Annotated in this window: 14 protein-coding genes; 13 read left to right on the top strand and 1 reads right to left on the bottom strand. The window is 69.8% G+C overall.

Annotated features, from left to right (window positions below; translation table 11 throughout):
• Positions 1-3 precede the first annotated feature (3 nt).
• From J1C47_RS01400 to J1C47_RS01385, 4 genes are all read left to right on the top strand, one after another.
• A complete protein-coding gene (locus J1C47_RS01400; protein ID WP_207348923.1) occupies positions 4-468 on the top strand; it encodes a GNAT family N-acetyltransferase in 465 nt (154 codons plus the stop codon).
• Positions 469-470: 2 nt separating this feature from the next.
• The gene (gene gatA / locus J1C47_RS01395) at positions 471-1,952 is read left to right on the top strand and encodes an Asp-tRNA(Asn)/Glu-tRNA(Gln) amidotransferase subunit GatA (RefSeq protein WP_207348922.1); all 1,482 of its coding nucleotides are present in this window, start codon (positions 471-473) and stop codon (positions 1,950-1,952) included.
• A 62-nt stretch (positions 1,953-2,014) separates the two neighbouring features.
• The gene (locus J1C47_RS01390) at positions 2,015-2,719 is read left to right on the top strand and encodes a lysozyme inhibitor LprI family protein (protein ID WP_207348921.1); all 705 of its coding nucleotides are present in this window, start codon (positions 2,015-2,017) and stop codon (positions 2,717-2,719) included.
• 179 nt (positions 2,720-2,898) lie between these two features.
• Positions 2,899-3,846 carry a dihydrodipicolinate synthase family protein gene (locus tag J1C47_RS01385; protein ID WP_207348920.1) on the top strand — a complete coding sequence of 316 codons (948 nt, stop codon included), beginning with the start codon at positions 2,899-2,901 and terminating at the stop codon, positions 3,844-3,846.
• Between the two features lie 69 nt (positions 3,847-3,915).
• Here J1C47_RS01385 and J1C47_RS01380 read toward each other — a convergent pair whose 3' ends face one another.
• A complete protein-coding gene (locus tag J1C47_RS01380) occupies positions 3,916-4,686 on the bottom strand; it encodes an IclR family transcriptional regulator (RefSeq protein WP_342591907.1) in 771 nt (256 codons plus the stop codon).
• A 153-nt stretch (positions 4,687-4,839) separates the two neighbouring features.
• On the opposite strand from J1C47_RS01380, the gene J1C47_RS01375 reads away from it, so the two are divergent.
• From J1C47_RS01375 to J1C47_RS01335, 9 genes are read left to right on the top strand one after another with little or no spacing between them, the layout of a single operon-like run.
• Entirely contained in the window at positions 4,840-5,757 is a 918-nt protein-coding gene (locus J1C47_RS01375) for a polysaccharide deacetylase family protein (RefSeq protein ID WP_207348919.1), read from the top strand.
• A 46-nt stretch (positions 5,758-5,803) separates the two neighbouring features.
• On the top strand, positions 5,804-7,297 hold the full coding sequence (locus tag J1C47_RS01370) for an ABC transporter substrate-binding protein (RefSeq protein WP_245396284.1): 1,494 nt from the start codon (positions 5,804-5,806) through the stop codon (positions 7,295-7,297).
• 22 nt (positions 7,298-7,319) lie between these two features.
• The gene (locus tag J1C47_RS01365) at positions 7,320-8,240 is read left to right on the top strand and encodes an ABC transporter permease (protein ID WP_207348917.1); all 921 of its coding nucleotides are present in this window, start codon (positions 7,320-7,322) and stop codon (positions 8,238-8,240) included.
• 10 nt (positions 8,241-8,250) lie between these two features.
• A complete protein-coding gene (locus tag J1C47_RS01360) occupies positions 8,251-9,117 on the top strand; it encodes an ABC transporter permease (RefSeq protein WP_207348916.1) in 867 nt (288 codons plus the stop codon).
• A 10-nt stretch (positions 9,118-9,127) separates the two neighbouring features.
• A complete protein-coding gene (locus J1C47_RS01355; RefSeq protein WP_207348915.1) occupies positions 9,128-9,916 on the top strand; it encodes an SDR family NAD(P)-dependent oxidoreductase in 789 nt (262 codons plus the stop codon).
• A 14-nt stretch (positions 9,917-9,930) separates the two neighbouring features.
• Positions 9,931-10,926, top strand: a complete 996-nt coding sequence (locus J1C47_RS01350) for an ABC transporter ATP-binding protein (RefSeq protein ID WP_210382201.1) — start codon at positions 9,931-9,933, stop codon at positions 10,924-10,926.
• Complete coding sequence (locus tag J1C47_RS01345; protein ID WP_207348914.1) at positions 10,923-11,900, top strand: oligopeptide/dipeptide ABC transporter ATP-binding protein; 978 nt, start codon at positions 10,923-10,925, stop codon at positions 11,898-11,900. The genes J1C47_RS01350 and J1C47_RS01345 overlap by 4 nt, the downstream gene beginning before the upstream one ends.
• A gap of 24 nt (positions 11,901-11,924) precedes the next feature.
• Positions 11,925-14,297 (top strand): penicillin acylase family protein, encoded by a 2,373-nt coding sequence (locus tag J1C47_RS01340; RefSeq protein WP_207348913.1) that lies wholly within the window; start codon positions 11,925-11,927, stop codon positions 14,295-14,297.
• Entirely contained in the window at positions 14,294-15,451 is a 1,158-nt protein-coding gene (locus J1C47_RS01335) for a M20 family metallopeptidase (RefSeq protein ID WP_207348912.1), read from the top strand. The genes J1C47_RS01340 and J1C47_RS01335 overlap by 4 nt, the downstream gene beginning before the upstream one ends.
• The last annotated feature ends 211 nt before the right edge of the window (positions 15,452-15,662 follow it).

Raw genomic sequence — 15,662 nt, 5'->3', positions numbered from 1 at the left:
GCCATGGCTCCACCGATCGCCGTCGAAACGCCGCTTCAGGACGATATCCGGCAGATGGTCGCCAAGCTGAACGCCTATCTGACCCCGCTGTCGCCGCCGGAGTTCCAGTTCCAGCTGACGGTGGAACAGATGGCCGGCGCCGACGCCACGGTGTTCGTCGCGCGCGACGACGACGGCACGGCGATCGCCATGGGCTCCCTGAAGGTCCACGACGAAAAGACCGGCGAGGTCAAGCGGATGTTCTGCGAGCCGCACTTCAGGGGCAGGGGCATCGGCCGGGCGATCCTGACGGCCATCGAGGCGCGGGCGCGCGACGTCGGGCTGCAGCGCCTCGTCCTCGAGACGGGCGCGACGCCCGGCTTCGAGCCTGCCTGGGCACTCTACGAGCGCGGCGGCTTCAGCGTCTGCCCCGCCGTCCTCGACTATCCCGATTCCGAATTCAGCCGATTTTACGAAAAGAGCCTTTGATCATGAGCGACCTCACCGCCCTCACCATCGCCGAGGCCCGCGAGAAGCTGTCGAAGAAGGAGGTGAGCGCCGCCGAACTGACCGAGGCCTATCTCACTGCCATCGAGGCGGCCAACCCGCAGATCAACGCCTATGTGAAGGTGACCGAGGGCAAGGCGCGGTCGATGGCGAAGGCCTCCGACGAAAGGATCGCCGGGGGCGAGGCCGGGCCGCTGGAAGGCATTCCGCTCGGCATCAAGGATCTGTTCGCGACCGAGGGCGTCCATACCCAGGCCGCCTCGCACATTCTCGACGGCTTCGAGCCGCGCTACGAATCGACCGTGACGGCGAACCTCTTTGCCGACGGGGCGGTGATGCTCGGCAAGCTCAACATGGACGAGTTCGCCATGGGCTCGTCCAACGAGACCTCCTATTACGGGCCGGTGAAGAACCCCTGGCGCAAACGCGGCTCGAACATGGATCTCGTGCCGGGCGGCTCGTCCGGCGGCTCGGCGGCCTCCGTCGCGGCGCATCTGTGCGCCGGCGCCACGGCGACCGACACCGGCGGCTCGATCCGCCAGCCGGCGGCGCTCACCGGCACCGTCGGCATCAAGCCGACCTACGGCCGCTGCTCGCGCTGGGGCATCGTCGCCTTCGCCTCGTCGCTGGACCAGGCCGGCCCGATCGCCCGCGACGTCCGCGACGCGGCGATCCTTTTGAAGTCGATGGCCTCCGTCGACCCGAAGGATACGACCTCCGTCGACCGCGAGGTGCCGGACTACGAGGCGGCGGTCGGCCGCTCGGTGAAGGGCCTGAGGATCGGCGTTCCGAAGGAATACCGGATGGAGGGCATGCCGCAGGAGATCGAGACCCTGTGGCAGACCGGCATTTCCTGGCTGAAGGACGCCGGGGCGGAGATCGTCGACGTCTCGCTGCCGCACACGAAATACGCCCTGCCGGCCTATTACATCGTCGCCCCGGCCGAGGCCTCGTCCAATCTCGCCCGCTATGACGGCGTCCGCTACGGCCTTCGCGTGCCCGGCAGGGACATTGCCGACATGTACGAAAAGACCCGCGCGGAAGGCTTCGGCCGCGAGGTCAAGCGCCGCATCATGATCGGCACCTACGTGCTGTCGGCCGGCTATTACGACGCCTATTACCTGCAGGCCCAGAAGGTGCGCACGCTGATCAAGCGCGACTTCGAGACGGTCTATGCCGACGGCATCGACGCGCTGCTGACCCCGGCGACGCCCTCGGCGGCGTTCGGGATCGGGGATCAGGACATGGCCTCCGATCCGGTGAAGATGTATCTCAACGACGTCTTCACCGTGACGGTGAACATGGCCGGCCTGCCCGGCATCGCGGTTCCCGCCGGGCTCGACGCGGGCGGCCTGCCGCTCGGCCTGCAGCTCATCGGCCGGCCCTTCGACGAGGAGACGCTGTTTGCGCTCGGCTCCGTCGTCGAAAAGGCCGCCGGCCGCTTCACGCCGGAAAAGTGGTGGTAGGCCGGGCGATCCGAGGAACTCGGCGGTAGGCCGTCTCTGACGCTCATCGGGGAGGATGTTGCATGCGTCTCGTCGTCGTCGCAGGTCTTCTTGCCGCTGTCGTTGCCGCAGGCCCGGCCGCGGCGGCGAGCTTCGACTGCCGCAAGGCGGCGACGCCGGCGGAGAAGATCGTCTGCGGCGATCTCCTCCTTTCCGAACTCGACGGCCGGCTCGGCAAGGCATATGCCGCGGTGACGAAGGCCGGCGACTTCGCCGACGAGGCGAAAGGCACGGCCCGCAACTTCCAGGCCGTCCGCGCGAAATGCGGCAGCGACAAGGGCTGTATCCTCGCGGCCTATGTCGGCGTGCTGCAGAGCCTGCAGAACCTCGGCGCCCCGAATGCGGCGCCGGGCAGTGTCTCGGCACAGACCATCGCGGCCGGCGACGCGCCGCGTTCGGGCAAGCTGCCGCAATCGATCGGCGCCTGCGTCACGACGACGATCGCCGGCATCCATCCGCGGCTCGGCGACGGCTCGCCGCCGAAGGACGCGGATTACGATTTCGGGACCGGCGTCGAATACGACAACGGCGGCTACGGCGTTTCCTACGAGCGGGAAGCGGCGCTCCTTCGCTCGAAGCCGGGCGATACGGTGGTCATGTGCCTCGTCTCGATCCCGCACGACTGTCCGCCCGGCGACGAGCGCGGCCGCTTCTACCTCGCCACCAACCAGCGGACCGGCGAGAGCTGGACGCTGCCGGATTCGCAGCACATGTGCGGCGGCGCCTGAGCGCGGAAAACGCGGGCCGAGACACGCCTTCGCTCCGTTCGGCCATCCCGCCGCGGCGCGTGGCCATCGTGTTTCCGGCCGCTATCTGCCCGACGACGGAAGTCACGGCCGCAGCGATCCGGCTAGCCGGCGCGGCGCCGTCGGCGAAAGAAGGAAGCGCAGGGCAGGGGGAATACGACATGGCCACCAGAAATATCGGCCGCGAGACGAGCGGCGTGTTCATCATCTCGGCGACGCCCTTCACCGAGACGGGGGCGGTCGACGCGGCGAGCACCGACCGGCTCGTCGACTTCTATCTCGGCCATGGCGTCACCGGCATGACGATCCTCGGCATCCTCGGCGAGGCGAACAAGCTGACGCCGGAGGAGGCGCGGGGCTTCGCCGCGCAGGTGCTCGCGCGGGTCGACGGAAGGGTGCCGGTGATCGTCGGGGCCTCCGCGGCGGGCCTCGACAATCTGCGGAGCTTTGCGCATTTCGCGATGGACCAGGGCGCTGCCGGCATCATGGTGGCGCCGACGCCGGGACCTTCGGTCGAGGACCGGGTGCGCGGCTATTTCCATCAGCTCTGCGAGGCGCTTGGCCCCGACGTGCCGGTCTGCCTGCAGGACTTTCCGCAGACGACGGGCGTGCCGATCTCGGCCGCGACCATCCTGACGCTGACGCGCGAATGCCCGCAGATCGTCATGCTGAAGCACGAGGACTGTCCGGGTCTCGCCAAGCTCTCCGCCGTCCGCACCGGCTCCGGCACGGCCGATACGCCGCGCATCTCGATCCTCTGCGGCAATGGCGGCCTCTATCTGCCGCAGGAGCTTTCGCGCGGCGCCGACGGCGCGATGACCGGCTTCGCCTATCCGGAGATGCTGGTCGAGGTGGTGCGCGCCCACCGTGCCGGCGAGGTCGACCGGGCCGAGGACGTCTTCGACGCCTATCTGCCCATTCTCAGATACGAACAGCAGCCGGGCTACGGGCTTGCGGTGCGCAAGGCGGTGCTGCGGCACCGGGGGGCGATCGCCTGCGCCCGCACCAGGTCGCCGGGGCCGAAGCTCGGGCCGATCGACGAGGCCGAGCTGATGCGGCTGATCGCCCGGACCGAGGAGAGGGTGAAGGGCCTGCCGACCGGCGCCTGAGGATCGCCGCCAGGGCGCTCTCCGAACCTGGGCCTCCTGCACGTTCGACGTCTCGCCGCCGGGCAGGCCTCAGCCACGCCCTTCGCCGGCCGAAAGGCTCGCCGCGGCCTCGACCACGAGGCGGCACAGGTCGCTTTCCCGCTCGCGGAACCGGCTGGTCAGGGTGCCGAGATTGATCGCCGCGACGACGCCGCCGCCCGCGTCGCGCACCGGGGCGGCGATGCCGGTCGAGCCGGTGATGAATTCCTGGTCGTTCACCGCATAGCCCCGCCCCCGCACCTCGGCGAGCAGCGCCAGCAGCGCCTCCCGGTCGGTGATGGTGAAGCCGGTGTAGGAGAGCAGGCTCACCCGGTCGAGATAGGCCGCGATCTCGTCTTCGCTGCGAAAGGCGAGGAGCGCCCGGCCGGTCGCGGTACAGTAGGCGGCGATCGGCGACTGCAGGTCGACGTCGTAGCGCACCGCCTGGCGGCTGACGCATTTGGCGAGGCGGCGGATGTCGCCGCGCGCGTTCATCGTCGACAGGAGCACCGTCTCGCCCGACGCGTCGCGCAGCCGCTCCATGACCGGCCGCGCCCGCGCGACCAGCGGCTCCTCGCTCGGCCGGAAGGGAAAGCCGTGACGGCTCGCCTCGACGAGAAGATAGCGGCCCTCGCGGTCCTGGACGACGTGGCCGCGCGCGATCAGCGTCTGCAGCAGCGCGTGGGCACTGCTCTTGGGAAAGCCGAGGGCGCCGACGATGGCGCTGAACGTCACCGGCTCGCGGCAGGAAGCGAGATGCTCCAGAAGGTCGAGGATCCGACCCGCGCTCTTCACCTCGGAGTTCATGTATGTGAACGCCACCCGGTTGCTGACCTATTCCTGGGCTCATAACCTGACTGCACAGACAAGCACCAGAGGCGGGCCAACGCCTTGCCGGGACTGTGGCGACGCTGCGGCACCGGACCAAGCCGATAGTCGGCGCCCCTCAGTGGACGGACCAGAATGCCCTCGACGATGCCGCCAGAGACCGCCGATCCGAAGACGCCGTGGACCTGGCCGGAGCCGGTCTGGCGCGAGCGCGTCGCGAAGGTGCGGGCGGGGCGTTCGCTGAAGCCCGCGGCCTGGAAGGACGGGGCGCGGATGGCGGTGGCGCTGTCCTTCGATTCCGATCACGAGACCATCGACCTGCGCAACGGCGGCGCCTCCGCCGGCAGGATGAGCCAGGGGCAGTACGGCGCCCGCTCCGGCATGCCCCGCATTCTCGGCACTTTGGAGCGCCACGGCGTCCCGGCGTCGTTCTTCATGCCCGCGGTCTCGGCGATGCTGCATCCGCAGGAGGTCCGCCGGGTCGCCGGCGCCGGCCACGAGATCGGCATCCACTCCTGGATCCACGAATTCAATTCGGTCCTCGACCACGCGACCGAGCGCGACCTTTCCTTGCGCGCGGCGGACGCGCTTGCGGGCATCTGCGGCGTCAGGCCGGTGGGCATGCGCACCGCGTCCTGGGATTTCTCGCCGCACACGCTGGCGATCATCCGCGAGATGGGCCTCCTCTACGATTCCTCGCTGATGGCGGACGACGAACCCTACGAACTCATGGAAAACGGCGAGGCGACGGGTGTCGTTGAGATACCGGTCGAGTGGATCCGGGACGACGCGCCCTATTTCAACATGGACCGCGCGGCGAGCGCGCGCCCCTATGGCGGGCCGGCGATGCTCCTCGACATCCTGCGGCGGGAACTCGACCTCGCCTATGAGGAGGGCGGCCTGTTCCAGGTGACGCTGCACCCGCATCACGTCGGCCACCGCTCGCGCATCTTCATCCTCGACGAGATCATCCGCCTCGCCAGGGCCAAGGCGGGCGTCTGGTTCGCCACCCATGCCGACGTCGCGCGCTTCTGCGCGGCAGAGGCCGGCCTGTCCGCCGGCTGAGACCTTGCTGACGACAATCCACCACGAAGGACGAAAGGGAATACCGTTGCTCAGATTGCTAGCCGCAACCGCCCTCGCCATGGGCATCCTCGCCGCACCGGCCTTCGCCCAGTCGGGGAAGGAAACCCTGACGATCGACCTGCCGAACGACGCGGCGACCCTCGATCCGCACCTGCAGTGGAACACCGACAGCTACTCGGTCTACCGCAACATTTTCGACAATCTCGTCACCCGCGACGCCGACGGCAAGGTCGTCCCGCAGATCGCCACGGCCTGGAAATACGTCGACGACAAGACGCTCGACTTCGACATCCGCGAGGGCGTCACCTTTCACGACGGCAGCAAGCTCACTGCGGAAGACGTCGCCTACAGCGTCAACCGGATCATCGATCCCGAACTGAAGAGCCCGCAGTTCTCCCAGTTCAGCCAGATCGAGAAGGCCGAGGCGCTTGAGGACGGCAAGGTGCGGATCACCACCAAGTCGCCCTATCCGGCGCTGCTGGCGCAGCTCGTCAAGCTGTCGATCGTGCCGAAGGCCTATGTCGAGAAGGTCGGCGATGCGGGCTTCAATGCCAAGCCGATCGGCAGCGGGCCCTACAAGTTCGTCAGCCATCAGGACGGCGTGCGCACCGAGCTCGACGCCAACGAGGACTACTGGGGCGGCACGCCGCCGTTCAAGCACGTCACCTTCCGGGCGGTGCCGGACGTCTCCACCCGCATCGCCGATCTGAGGACCGGGCAGGCGGATCTCGTGCGCGACGTTCCGCCGGATCAGGCCGTCACCCTCAAGGACGAACCGAACGTCCAGATCCTCTCGGTGCCGACCGAGCGCGTCGGCTACCTCTACATCAACGCCGAGGCCGGTCCCACCAAGGACGTCCGGGTGCGCAAGGCGATCGCCTATGCCATCGACAGGCAGGGCCTCGTCGAAGCGCTGCTCGAAGGCTATGGCAAGCCGGTCGACGTCATCGGCGCGCCGCCGGTCTTCGGCTATACCGAGGACGTGAAGGGCTACGACTACGACCCTGAAAAGGCCAAGGAACTGGTCAAGGAAGCCGGTGCCGAAGGGGCCAAGATCGAGTTCCTGACCTCGCCCTCCTACAGCCGGGCGATGGTCGAGGCGATCCAGCAGATGCTAAACGACGTCGGTCTCGACACCGAGATCGTCTCGAGCGATCAGGCGACCTTCCTGAAGCGCCGGCAGGGCGACCCGGCGAACGCCGCAAGCATCGCCTTCGGCCGCTGGTCCTGCGCCTGCCAGGACGCCGACGGCATCATCTATCCGCTGTTCCGCACCGGCAGCACCTGGGCGAAATACTCCAACCCCGACTTCGACGCGGCGGTCGATGCCGCCCGCTCGACGCTCGACAAGGACGAGCGGCAGAAGGACTACGTCACCGCCTACAAGATTCTGCGCGAGGACGTGCCGGGCATCGGCCTCTACCAGGACTATGCGCTCTACGGCGCGAACAGCCATCTGAAATGGCAGCCGACGCCGAACGAGTCGATGTTTGTCATGGACATGAGCTGGCAGCAATAGGCGCGGGAAGGGCAGGGCCGCCATGCTTCGCTATGCCATCGGCCGGCTGATCCAGGCGGCGGTCGCGGTCTTCGGGGTCATCACCATCGTCTTCGTGGTGATGCACGTCTCCGGCGACCCGACGCTGCTCCTGGTGCCGCAGGGAGCCTCGGCCGAGGAGATCGCGGCGCTGCGCCACCAGCTCGGCTTCGACCAGCCGATCCTGACGCAGTATCTCGCCTATCTCGCCGGCCTTGCGCATTTCGACTTCGGCATCTCGGTCGTGCAGCGGGTGCCGGCGATCGACATCGTCCTGTCGCGGCTGCCCTATACGATCTATCTCGCGGCCGGGGCGCTCACCGTCGCCGTCGGCGCCGGCATCCCGGTCGGCATTCTGATGGCCGCCAACAAGGGCACGCTCGTCGAGCGCGCGCTGGCGGCCGTCGTCCTCACGGGCCAGAGCGTGCCGACCTTTCTCTCCGGCATCCTTTTGATTCTGATATTCGCCGTCGAGCTGCGCTGGCTGCCGACCTCCGGCGTCGGCAGCTTGAGCGCGCTGATCATGCCGTCCATCGCGCTCGGCGCCCTGTCGATGTCGACCTTTGCGCGGATGATGCGGATCGCCATGGTCGACGAACTCGGCAAGGACTACGTCCGCGCGGCGCGGGCGAGGGGGTTGTCGATGCGCGCCGTCGTTATGCGCCACGTCCTGCGCAATTCGGCGATCCCCGTGATCACCGTCGCGGCGCTGGAGATCGGCAATCTCCTCGCCGGCGCCGTCATCGTCGAGACGGTTTTCGCCTGGCCCGGCATCGGCCAGCTGGCGATCCAGTCGATCCAGTCGCGCGACTTCCTGGTGGTGCAGGTCATCGTTCTCCTGATCTCCTTCATCTACGTCGCGACCAGCGTCGCCGCGGACTTCGCCTATGCGGCGATCGACCCGCGCATCAGGCTCGCGCGGTGAGGCGCCGCTCATGACCAACGCCCTCGCCGCCATCCGCCGCCGGACGTCGCGCGTCCCCGTCTCGATCCTGATCGTCGCCGTCATCATCGCGGTGATCGTCGCCGCGGCGATCCTCGCGCCCTGGATCGCGCCGGCCGATCCGGACCGCCAGGCGCTGCTGTCGCGGCTGAAGCCGCCCGGCACCATCGGCCGCGGCGGCGTGACCTATCTCCTCGGCACTGACGACCTCGGGCGCGACCTTCTCTCGCGCATCCTCTACGGCGCGCGCGTGTCGCTCGGCGTCGCGCTGCTCTCGGTCTTCGTCTCGACGCTCGTCGGAGTGACGCTCGGCATGATCGCCGGCTGGTTCCGCGGCTGGGTCGACGTCGTCGTGATGCGGCTCGTCGACGTCATGCTGTCGATCCCGGCGATCCTGCTCGCGGTCCTCACCGTCGCGGTGCTCGGCCCCGGCTTCTTCAAGCTGGTGCTGGTGCTCGGCCTGACGCGCTGGCCGCGCTACACCCGGGTCGCCTACGCCCAGACCCTGCAGGTGGCGAACCTGCCCTTCATCAAGGCGTCGGAGCTCGCGGGGGCGGGGGCGATGCGGATCCTCTTCCGCCACGTCCTGCCTAACATCGCCGGGCCGATCCTCATCGTCGCGACCTCCGAATTCGGCCTGATGATCCTGTTCGAGGCGGGCCTCTCCTTTCTCGGGCTCGGCATCCAGCCGCCGGCATCGAGCTGGGGCTCGATCATGAGCGTCGGCCGGCAGTTCGTCGAGCGCGCCTGGTGGATCGTCGCCTTCCCGGGCGGCTGCCTCGTTCTCCTCGTCCTATCCGTCAACGTCCTGGGTGACTGGCTGCGCGACCGGCTCGATCCCCGCTCCCGAATCCGCTGAGGCTCTGTTCATGGAATTCAAAGGCCAGTCCGTCGTCGTCACCGGTGCCGCCGGCGTGTTCGGCCGCTGGATCGCGGCGCATTTCGCCAGGGAGGGGGCGGTGCTCTGCCTGTCCGACCGGCGCGCCGACCAGCTGCAGGCCGTGGTCGCGGAACTGAAGCTCGATCCGGAGACAACGCTCACCCACGCGACGGAACTCACCGACGCCGCCTCGATCCTCGATCTCGCGGCGCTGGTGAAGCAGCGCTGGGGCGCGCCGGACATCGTCGTCAACAATGCCGGCCTCTATCCGAAATACGGCCTCCTCGACATCGACGTCGCCGACTGGGACCGAATCTTCGGTGTCAATCTCAGGGCGCCGTTCCTGATTTCCCGCGAGATGGCGAAGCTGATGATCGCCGAAGGGCGCCAGGGCTCGATCGTCAACATCTCGTCGGGCGCCGCCCGCCAGATGCGCAATGGTTCGGTCGCCTACTGCACCTCGAAGACCGCGCTGGAGCGGCTCTCCAAGGGGCTGGCGCTCGAGCTCGCGCCGCACCGCATCCGGGTGAACGTCGTCGAGCCGGGATTTGCGCCGGGCTCGGAGGTCTCGACGCTCTCCGACGACTATGTCGAGCGGATGAAGAAGCGCATCCCGCTCGGCCGCACCAGCGGGCCGGAGGACGCGCCCGCGGCCATCGCCTATCTCTGCTCCGACAAGGCGTCGTTCGTCACCGGTGCGGTGCTCTCGGTCGACGGCGGCAATTCGATCGGAACCTACGAGAGCGGCGAACTCGGCAAGACGCCGGGAACGGCCTGAGCGAGGCGGCGCCGATGTCGGACATCCACCGGCCGCTCCTGTCGGTCGAGAACCTCACCATCGAGATCGACGGCGCCGGCGTGGTCGACGGCGTTTCCTTCGCCGTCAGGCCCGGCGAGGTGCTGGCGCTCGTCGGCGAGTCCGGCTGCGGCAAGTCGCTGACCTCCCACGCGCTCCTCGGCCTCCTGCCGGACGTCGCGCGGCTGACCAGCGGCCGCGTGCTCCTCGGCGACACCGATCTCGCCGCCCTGCCTGAACGCGCCCTGCGCAAGGCGCGCGGCAAGGACGTCTCGATCATCTTCCAGGAGCCGAGCGCCTCGCTCGATCCGCTGACCACCGTCGGCTCGCAGATCGCCGAGGCGCTTCGCCAGCACGAGAAGGTCTCCCGCGGCGAGGCGATGGCGCGGGCCCGCGCCATGCTGGATGCCGTCGGCATTCCCGATCCCGACCGGCGGCTGCACCAGTATCCGTTCGAGCTCTCCGGCGGCATGTGCCAGCGCGTCATGATCGCGGTCGCGCTGATCTGCGGGCCGCGGGTGCTCGTCGCCGACGAGCCGACGACGGCGCTGGACGTGACGATCCAGGCGCAGATCCTCGATCTGATGAAGCGCCTCGTCGCCGAGCGCGGCACCTCGATCGTGCTCATCACCCACGACATGGGCGTCGTCGCCGACATCGCCGACCACGTCGCGGTCATGTATGCCGGCCGGATCGCCGAAATCGCGCCGGTCGACGATCTCTTCGCGCGGCCCGCCCATCCCTACACGGCGCTGCTGCTCGCCAGCGTGCCGCGGCTCGACGTCGCGCCGAAGGCCGAGCTGGCGACGATCGACGGCACGGTTCCATCGCCGCAGGAATTCGGCGCCGGCTGCCGGTTCGCCGGCCGCTGCCCGCTGGTCTCCGACCGGTGCCGGACCGAGCAGCCGCCGCTCTTCGAGGAGCGCCCCGGCCACCGCACCGCCTGCTGGCACCGCGAGCGCGTCGGCGAGATCACGAGGGCGGCGGCGTGACGGAGGGGGCGAGGGTTCTCGAGGCGCGGGACGTCGCGGTGCATTTTCCCGGCCGCGCCGGCCTGTTCGGCAAGCCGGCCCCGACGGTCAAGGCGGTCAACGGCGTCGATCTCGTCATCGCGGCCGGCGAGACCGTGGCGCTGGTCGGCGAGTCCGGCTGCGGCAAGTCCACCCTGTCGAACGCCATCGTCGGCCTGCAGCCGCCGACGCGCGGCAGCATCAGGATCGCCGGCGAGGAGGTGAACGGCGCGAGCCGGCGCCGGCTGCGGGCGATCCGCCGCCGGGTGCAGATGATCTTCCAGGACCCGGCGCTGTCGCTCGATCCGCGCGCGACGGTCGGCGCGACGGTCGGCGAACCGCTGCTGGTGCGCGGCATCGCCCGCGGCGCGGAGCTGAAGCGCAGGGTGGCCGAACTCCTGACGCAGGTGGGGCTTCGCCCAGAACACGCCGAGCGCTATCCGCACCAGTTCTCGGGCGGCCAGCGGCAGCGCGTCGTCATCACCCGGGCGCTGGCGCTGGAGCCCGAACTCGTCATCTGCGACGAACCGGTCTCGGCCCTCGACGTCTCGGTGCGGGCGCAGATCCTGAACCTTCTCGTCGCCCTGCAGCGGCGCACCGGCGTCGCATACCTGTTCGTCTCGCACGATCTGTCCGTCGTCCGCCACATCGCCGACCGCGTGGTGGTGATGTATCTCGGTCGGATCGTCGAGGAGGCGGGACGCGAGACCTTCTTCGCCGATCCGAAGCACCCCTACACCAGGGCGCTGATGTCGGCCGTCCCGGAGGCCGACCCGGCCGTCCAGCGCGGCAAGATGCGCTACGTGCTTTCGGGCGAGCTGCCGAGCCCGGCGAACATTCCGCCCGGCTGCCCCTTCCACACCCGCTGCCCGCTCGCCACTGAGATCTGCCTCGCCGAGCGGCCGGAACTGACGCCGCGTCCCGACGGCGCCCGCGTCGCCTGCCACCACGCCTGACCCGCCACCCGCCCGAGGCATTTGATGAAGACCGAAACGCTCGACCTCGACGGACTTTGCGAGGCGGCCGAGATCCGCATCGACCGCTGGGGAATCCCGCATCTGAGGGCCGCGAACGAGGCGGACCTGTTCTTCCTGCAGGGCTTCAACGCCGCCCGCGACCGCCTCTGGCAGATCGACCTCTGGCGCAAGCGCGGCCTCGGGCTGCTGTCCGCCGACTTCGGCCCGGGCTATCTCGCGCAGGACCATGCCGCCCGCCACTTCCTCTACCGCGGCGACATGGCGGCGGAATGGGCCGCCTACGGCGACGACGCCGAGGCGATCTGCCGGGCCTTCGCCGCCGGGATCAACGCCTATGTCGCGCTGACCGCGCGCGAGCCGCGGCGCCTTCCGCCGGAATTCTCGCTCTTCGGCACGCGCCCGGCGCCGTGGCGGGCCGAGGACGTCGTGCGCATCCGCACCCATGCGCTCACCCGCAACGCCGTGTCCGAAATCCTCAGGGCGAACGTCATGGCCCGCAGCGACATCGAGACCGACGCGCTGCGCAGCCGCGTCGACCCGCCGACCGATCTCGCTCCCGCCCCCGGCCTCGACCTCGCCGACGTGCCGCTCGAAGCGTTGCGCCTGTTCAAGCTCGCCACCGCGCCGGTTACCTTCGAGCCGGAGCGCCTCGGCGCCGGCCTCAAAGACGCCTGGCGCTGGACCGAGGTGACCGATCTCGGCGACATCGTCCGCGCGACGATCGAGGAGGGGTCGAACAACTGGGTCGTGCACGGCTCGCGCACCGCGACCGGCCGGCCGCTCGTGGCGTCGGATCCGCACCGGGCGCATGCCGTCCCCTCGCTGCGCTATATCGTGCATCTTTCCGCGCCCGGCTTCGACGCCATCGGCGCGGGCGAGCCCTCCGCGCCGGGCATTTCGATCGGCCATAACGGCACAACCGCCTTCGGCCTGACGATCTTCGGCGCCGACCAGGAGGACGTCTATGTCTACGAGACCAGGCCCGGCGAGCCGGATCTCTATCGCTACGCGGGCGGCTGGGAGCCGATCCGGCGGATCGCCGAGAACTTCGACGTCAAGGGGCACGGCCCGCAGGAGCTGACCCTGTCCTTCACCCGGCACGGGCCGGTGCTCGACGAGAACGCGGAGAAGCGCCGCGCGGTCGCCCTCCGCTCGGTCTGGCTGGAACCCGGCGCCTCGGCCTATCTCGGCAGCCTCTCGGCCATGCGGGCGACGAGCGTCGCCGAATTCGGCGCGTCCCTGACCCATTGGGGCACGCCCTCGGTCAACCACGTCTGTGCCGACACGGCCGGCGACGTCGCCTGGTATGCCGCCGGCTTCACGCCCGTCCGCCGCAACTGGAACGGCCTCCTGCCGGTGCCGGGCGACGGCCGCCACGAATGGGCCGGCTTCCTCGCCGCGCAGGATCTGCCGCAGCTCGTCAATCCGCCGGAAGGCTTCGTCGCCACGGCCAACGAGATGAACCTGCCCGGCGACCGCGCGCCGGATGCGCCGGGCATCGGCCACGAATGGGTCGAGCCGAGCCGGGCCGAGCGGATCAAGGCGGTGCTGCGGGGCGACCCGGCGCATTCGCTTAAAGCCGCCGGCCGGCTGCAGAACGACGTCCTGTCGCTGCCGGCGGTCCGGCTCTGCCGGCTGGTCGCAGCGGCGGCGCGTGCCGGCAAGGCCGAGGGCGACGCTGCCGCGGCGCTCGATCTCCTCGACGGCTGGGACGGGAGCCTCGCGGCGGCAAGCGGGTTGGCGGCGCTCTTCGAGGTCTGGTGGATGAAGCATCTGCGGCCGGCGCTGCTTGCGGCGATGGCGCCGGACCCTGCCGTCAGGGCGTTGCTGGCGCCCGGCCACGGCGAAAGCCTCGCGGCGCTGCTGGAAGCACCGGACGGCCGCTTCGGCGAAGATCCCGCGTCGGTGCGCGACCGGATGCTCTTCGAAACGCTCGCCGCCGCCTTCGAAGATTGTCGCCGGCGGCTCGGCGACGATCCAGGGAGCTGGCGCTGGGGCGCCCTGCACCGGGCCTATTTCGAACATGCCGCGACGGCGCTGAAGGCGAAAGGCGACACGGGCTGGGACGTCGGTCCGCTGCCGCTGGGCGGCAGCCGATCGACGCCGGCGCATGCCGGCTACCGGATGAGCGACTTCCGGGTGATCGCCGGGGCTTCGGTGCGCCTCGTCATGGACGTCGGCAACTGGGACGACAGCATCTGCGTCAACACGCCCGGCCAGTCCGGCGACCCGGCGTCGCCGCACTACCGCGATCTCGCGCCGCTCTGGGCGGCGGGCACCTACGTTCCGCTGCTCTACAGCGCAGCCCGGATCGCCGAGGCGACCGAAACGCTGATCAGCCTCGTTCCGGCCGGCAAGGCGAGGCGACCGGCATGACCGGCGTGCCGCTCCTCACCCCGGCGGACGTCGATCTTTCCGCCTTCCTTGCCGAATTGCGGGCATGGGTCGAGATCGAGACGCCGTCGGCGGAGCCCGGCCGCGTCGACGCGCTGGCCGACCGTGTCGAGGCAAGGGCCCGATCCGGCGGACTGTCGGTCCGGCGGACGCCCGGGACGATGGGTTATGGCGACCTCCTCTGTGTCGCCGCGCAGCCGGCCGCCGAGAGCGGAAGGCTTCTGGTGCTCGCCCATCTCGACACGGTCCACCCGGCCGGCACGCTCGCGGGGGATCTGCCCTGGCGGGACGACGGTAAGGGGCGGGTCTACGGTCCCGGCATCTACGACATGAAGTCCGGCGCTCTGATGGCGCTTCGGGCCCTCGAACTCGCGAGCGAGCGGGCCGGCGCGGCGATGCCACCGGTCGAGATCCTGTTCGTTTCGGACGAGGAGGTCGGAAGTCGGAGCTCGCGCCCCGCCATCGAGGCGGCGGCCCGGCGGGCGAGCCACGTCCTCGTCGTCGAGCCGGCGCGCGACGGCGGCCAGATCGTCGTCGCCCGCAAGGGCGTTGCGATCATCGACATCCTGGTGCGCGGCCGCGCCTCCCATGCCGGCACGCGGCCGCAGGACGGGCGCAGCGCGATCCGCGAGGCGGCGCGGCTGGTGCTGCGGCTGGAAGCGATGAACGATCCGCTGCGCGGCATCAGCGTCACCGTCGGCACGATCCGCGGCGGGACCGGCCGCAACGTGGTGCCGGCGGAATGCCGCATGGAGGTCGACATCCGCCTGCCCGACGCCGAAGCCGCGGCCGCGGTCCTCGCCGCCGTCGCGGCGCTGCGGCCGGGCGATCCGGAGATCGCGATCGAGCAGACGGGCGGGCTCAACCGGCCGCCCTTCACCCAGAGCGCAGCGGCGCGGCGGCTGTTCGACAAGGCGGCGCTCCTCGCCTCGGATCTCGGGCTCGATCTCAAGGGCCAGACCACCGGCGGCGGCTCCGACGGCAACTTCACCGCGGCCCTCGGCGTGCCGACCCTCGACGGGCTCGGCGCCGACGGTGCGGGCGCCCACACGCTTTCGGAGCACATCCTGACGGATTCGCTCGCCGCCCGCCTGGCGCTTCTCGCCAATCTGATGCTGACCCACGGAAAGGGCTGACGGCATGCCGTTTCGACGAACGGCAGACGGTGCCGCCGGTCCTCGTTGCGAAACGCTCCGCCGGGCGAGCCGAGCCACCGCCGTCGGGCCGGCGGCGCGGCGATTGGCCTCCGCCGGCCGAACTCTGCGTCTTTTCATCGGCCTGCCGACCGGTTATGAGCCGGTCCGGAACTGATGTTCCGCGAAATATTCTCTCGGATCGGACCACCGG

The organism is Jiella sonneratiae, assembly GCF_017353515.1.
In the GTDB taxonomy this organism is placed as follows: domain Bacteria; phylum Pseudomonadota; class Alphaproteobacteria; order Rhizobiales; family Rhizobiaceae; genus Jiella; species Jiella sonneratiae.
This window is presented reverse-complemented; position numbering and strand designations above follow the sequence as displayed.

Coding starts and splice junctions, on each gene's coding strand:
- J1C47_RS01400 (WP_207348923.1), top strand. CDS start 4: ATGGCTCCACCGATCGCCGTCGAAACGCCGCTTCAGGACGATATCCGG.
- gatA (WP_207348922.1), top strand. CDS start 471: ATGAGCGACCTCACCGCCCTCACCATCGCCGAGGCCCGCGAGAAGCTG.
- J1C47_RS01390 (WP_207348921.1), top strand. CDS start 2,015: ATGCGTCTCGTCGTCGTCGCAGGTCTTCTTGCCGCTGTCGTTGCCGCA.
- J1C47_RS01385 (WP_207348920.1), top strand. CDS start 2,899: ATGGCCACCAGAAATATCGGCCGCGAGACGAGCGGCGTGTTCATCATC.
- J1C47_RS01375 (WP_207348919.1), top strand. CDS start 4,840: ATGCCGCCAGAGACCGCCGATCCGAAGACGCCGTGGACCTGGCCGGAG.
- J1C47_RS01365 (WP_207348917.1), top strand. CDS start 7,320: ATGCTTCGCTATGCCATCGGCCGGCTGATCCAGGCGGCGGTCGCGGTC.
- J1C47_RS01360 (WP_207348916.1), top strand. CDS start 8,251: ATGACCAACGCCCTCGCCGCCATCCGCCGCCGGACGTCGCGCGTCCCC.
- J1C47_RS01355 (WP_207348915.1), top strand. CDS start 9,128: ATGGAATTCAAAGGCCAGTCCGTCGTCGTCACCGGTGCCGCCGGCGTG.
- J1C47_RS01350 (WP_210382201.1), top strand. CDS start 9,931: ATGTCGGACATCCACCGGCCGCTCCTGTCGGTCGAGAACCTCACCATC.
- J1C47_RS01340 (WP_207348913.1), top strand. CDS start 11,925: ATGAAGACCGAAACGCTCGACCTCGACGGACTTTGCGAGGCGGCCGAG.
- J1C47_RS01335 (WP_207348912.1), top strand. CDS start 14,294: ATGACCGGCGTGCCGCTCCTCACCCCGGCGGACGTCGATCTTTCCGCC.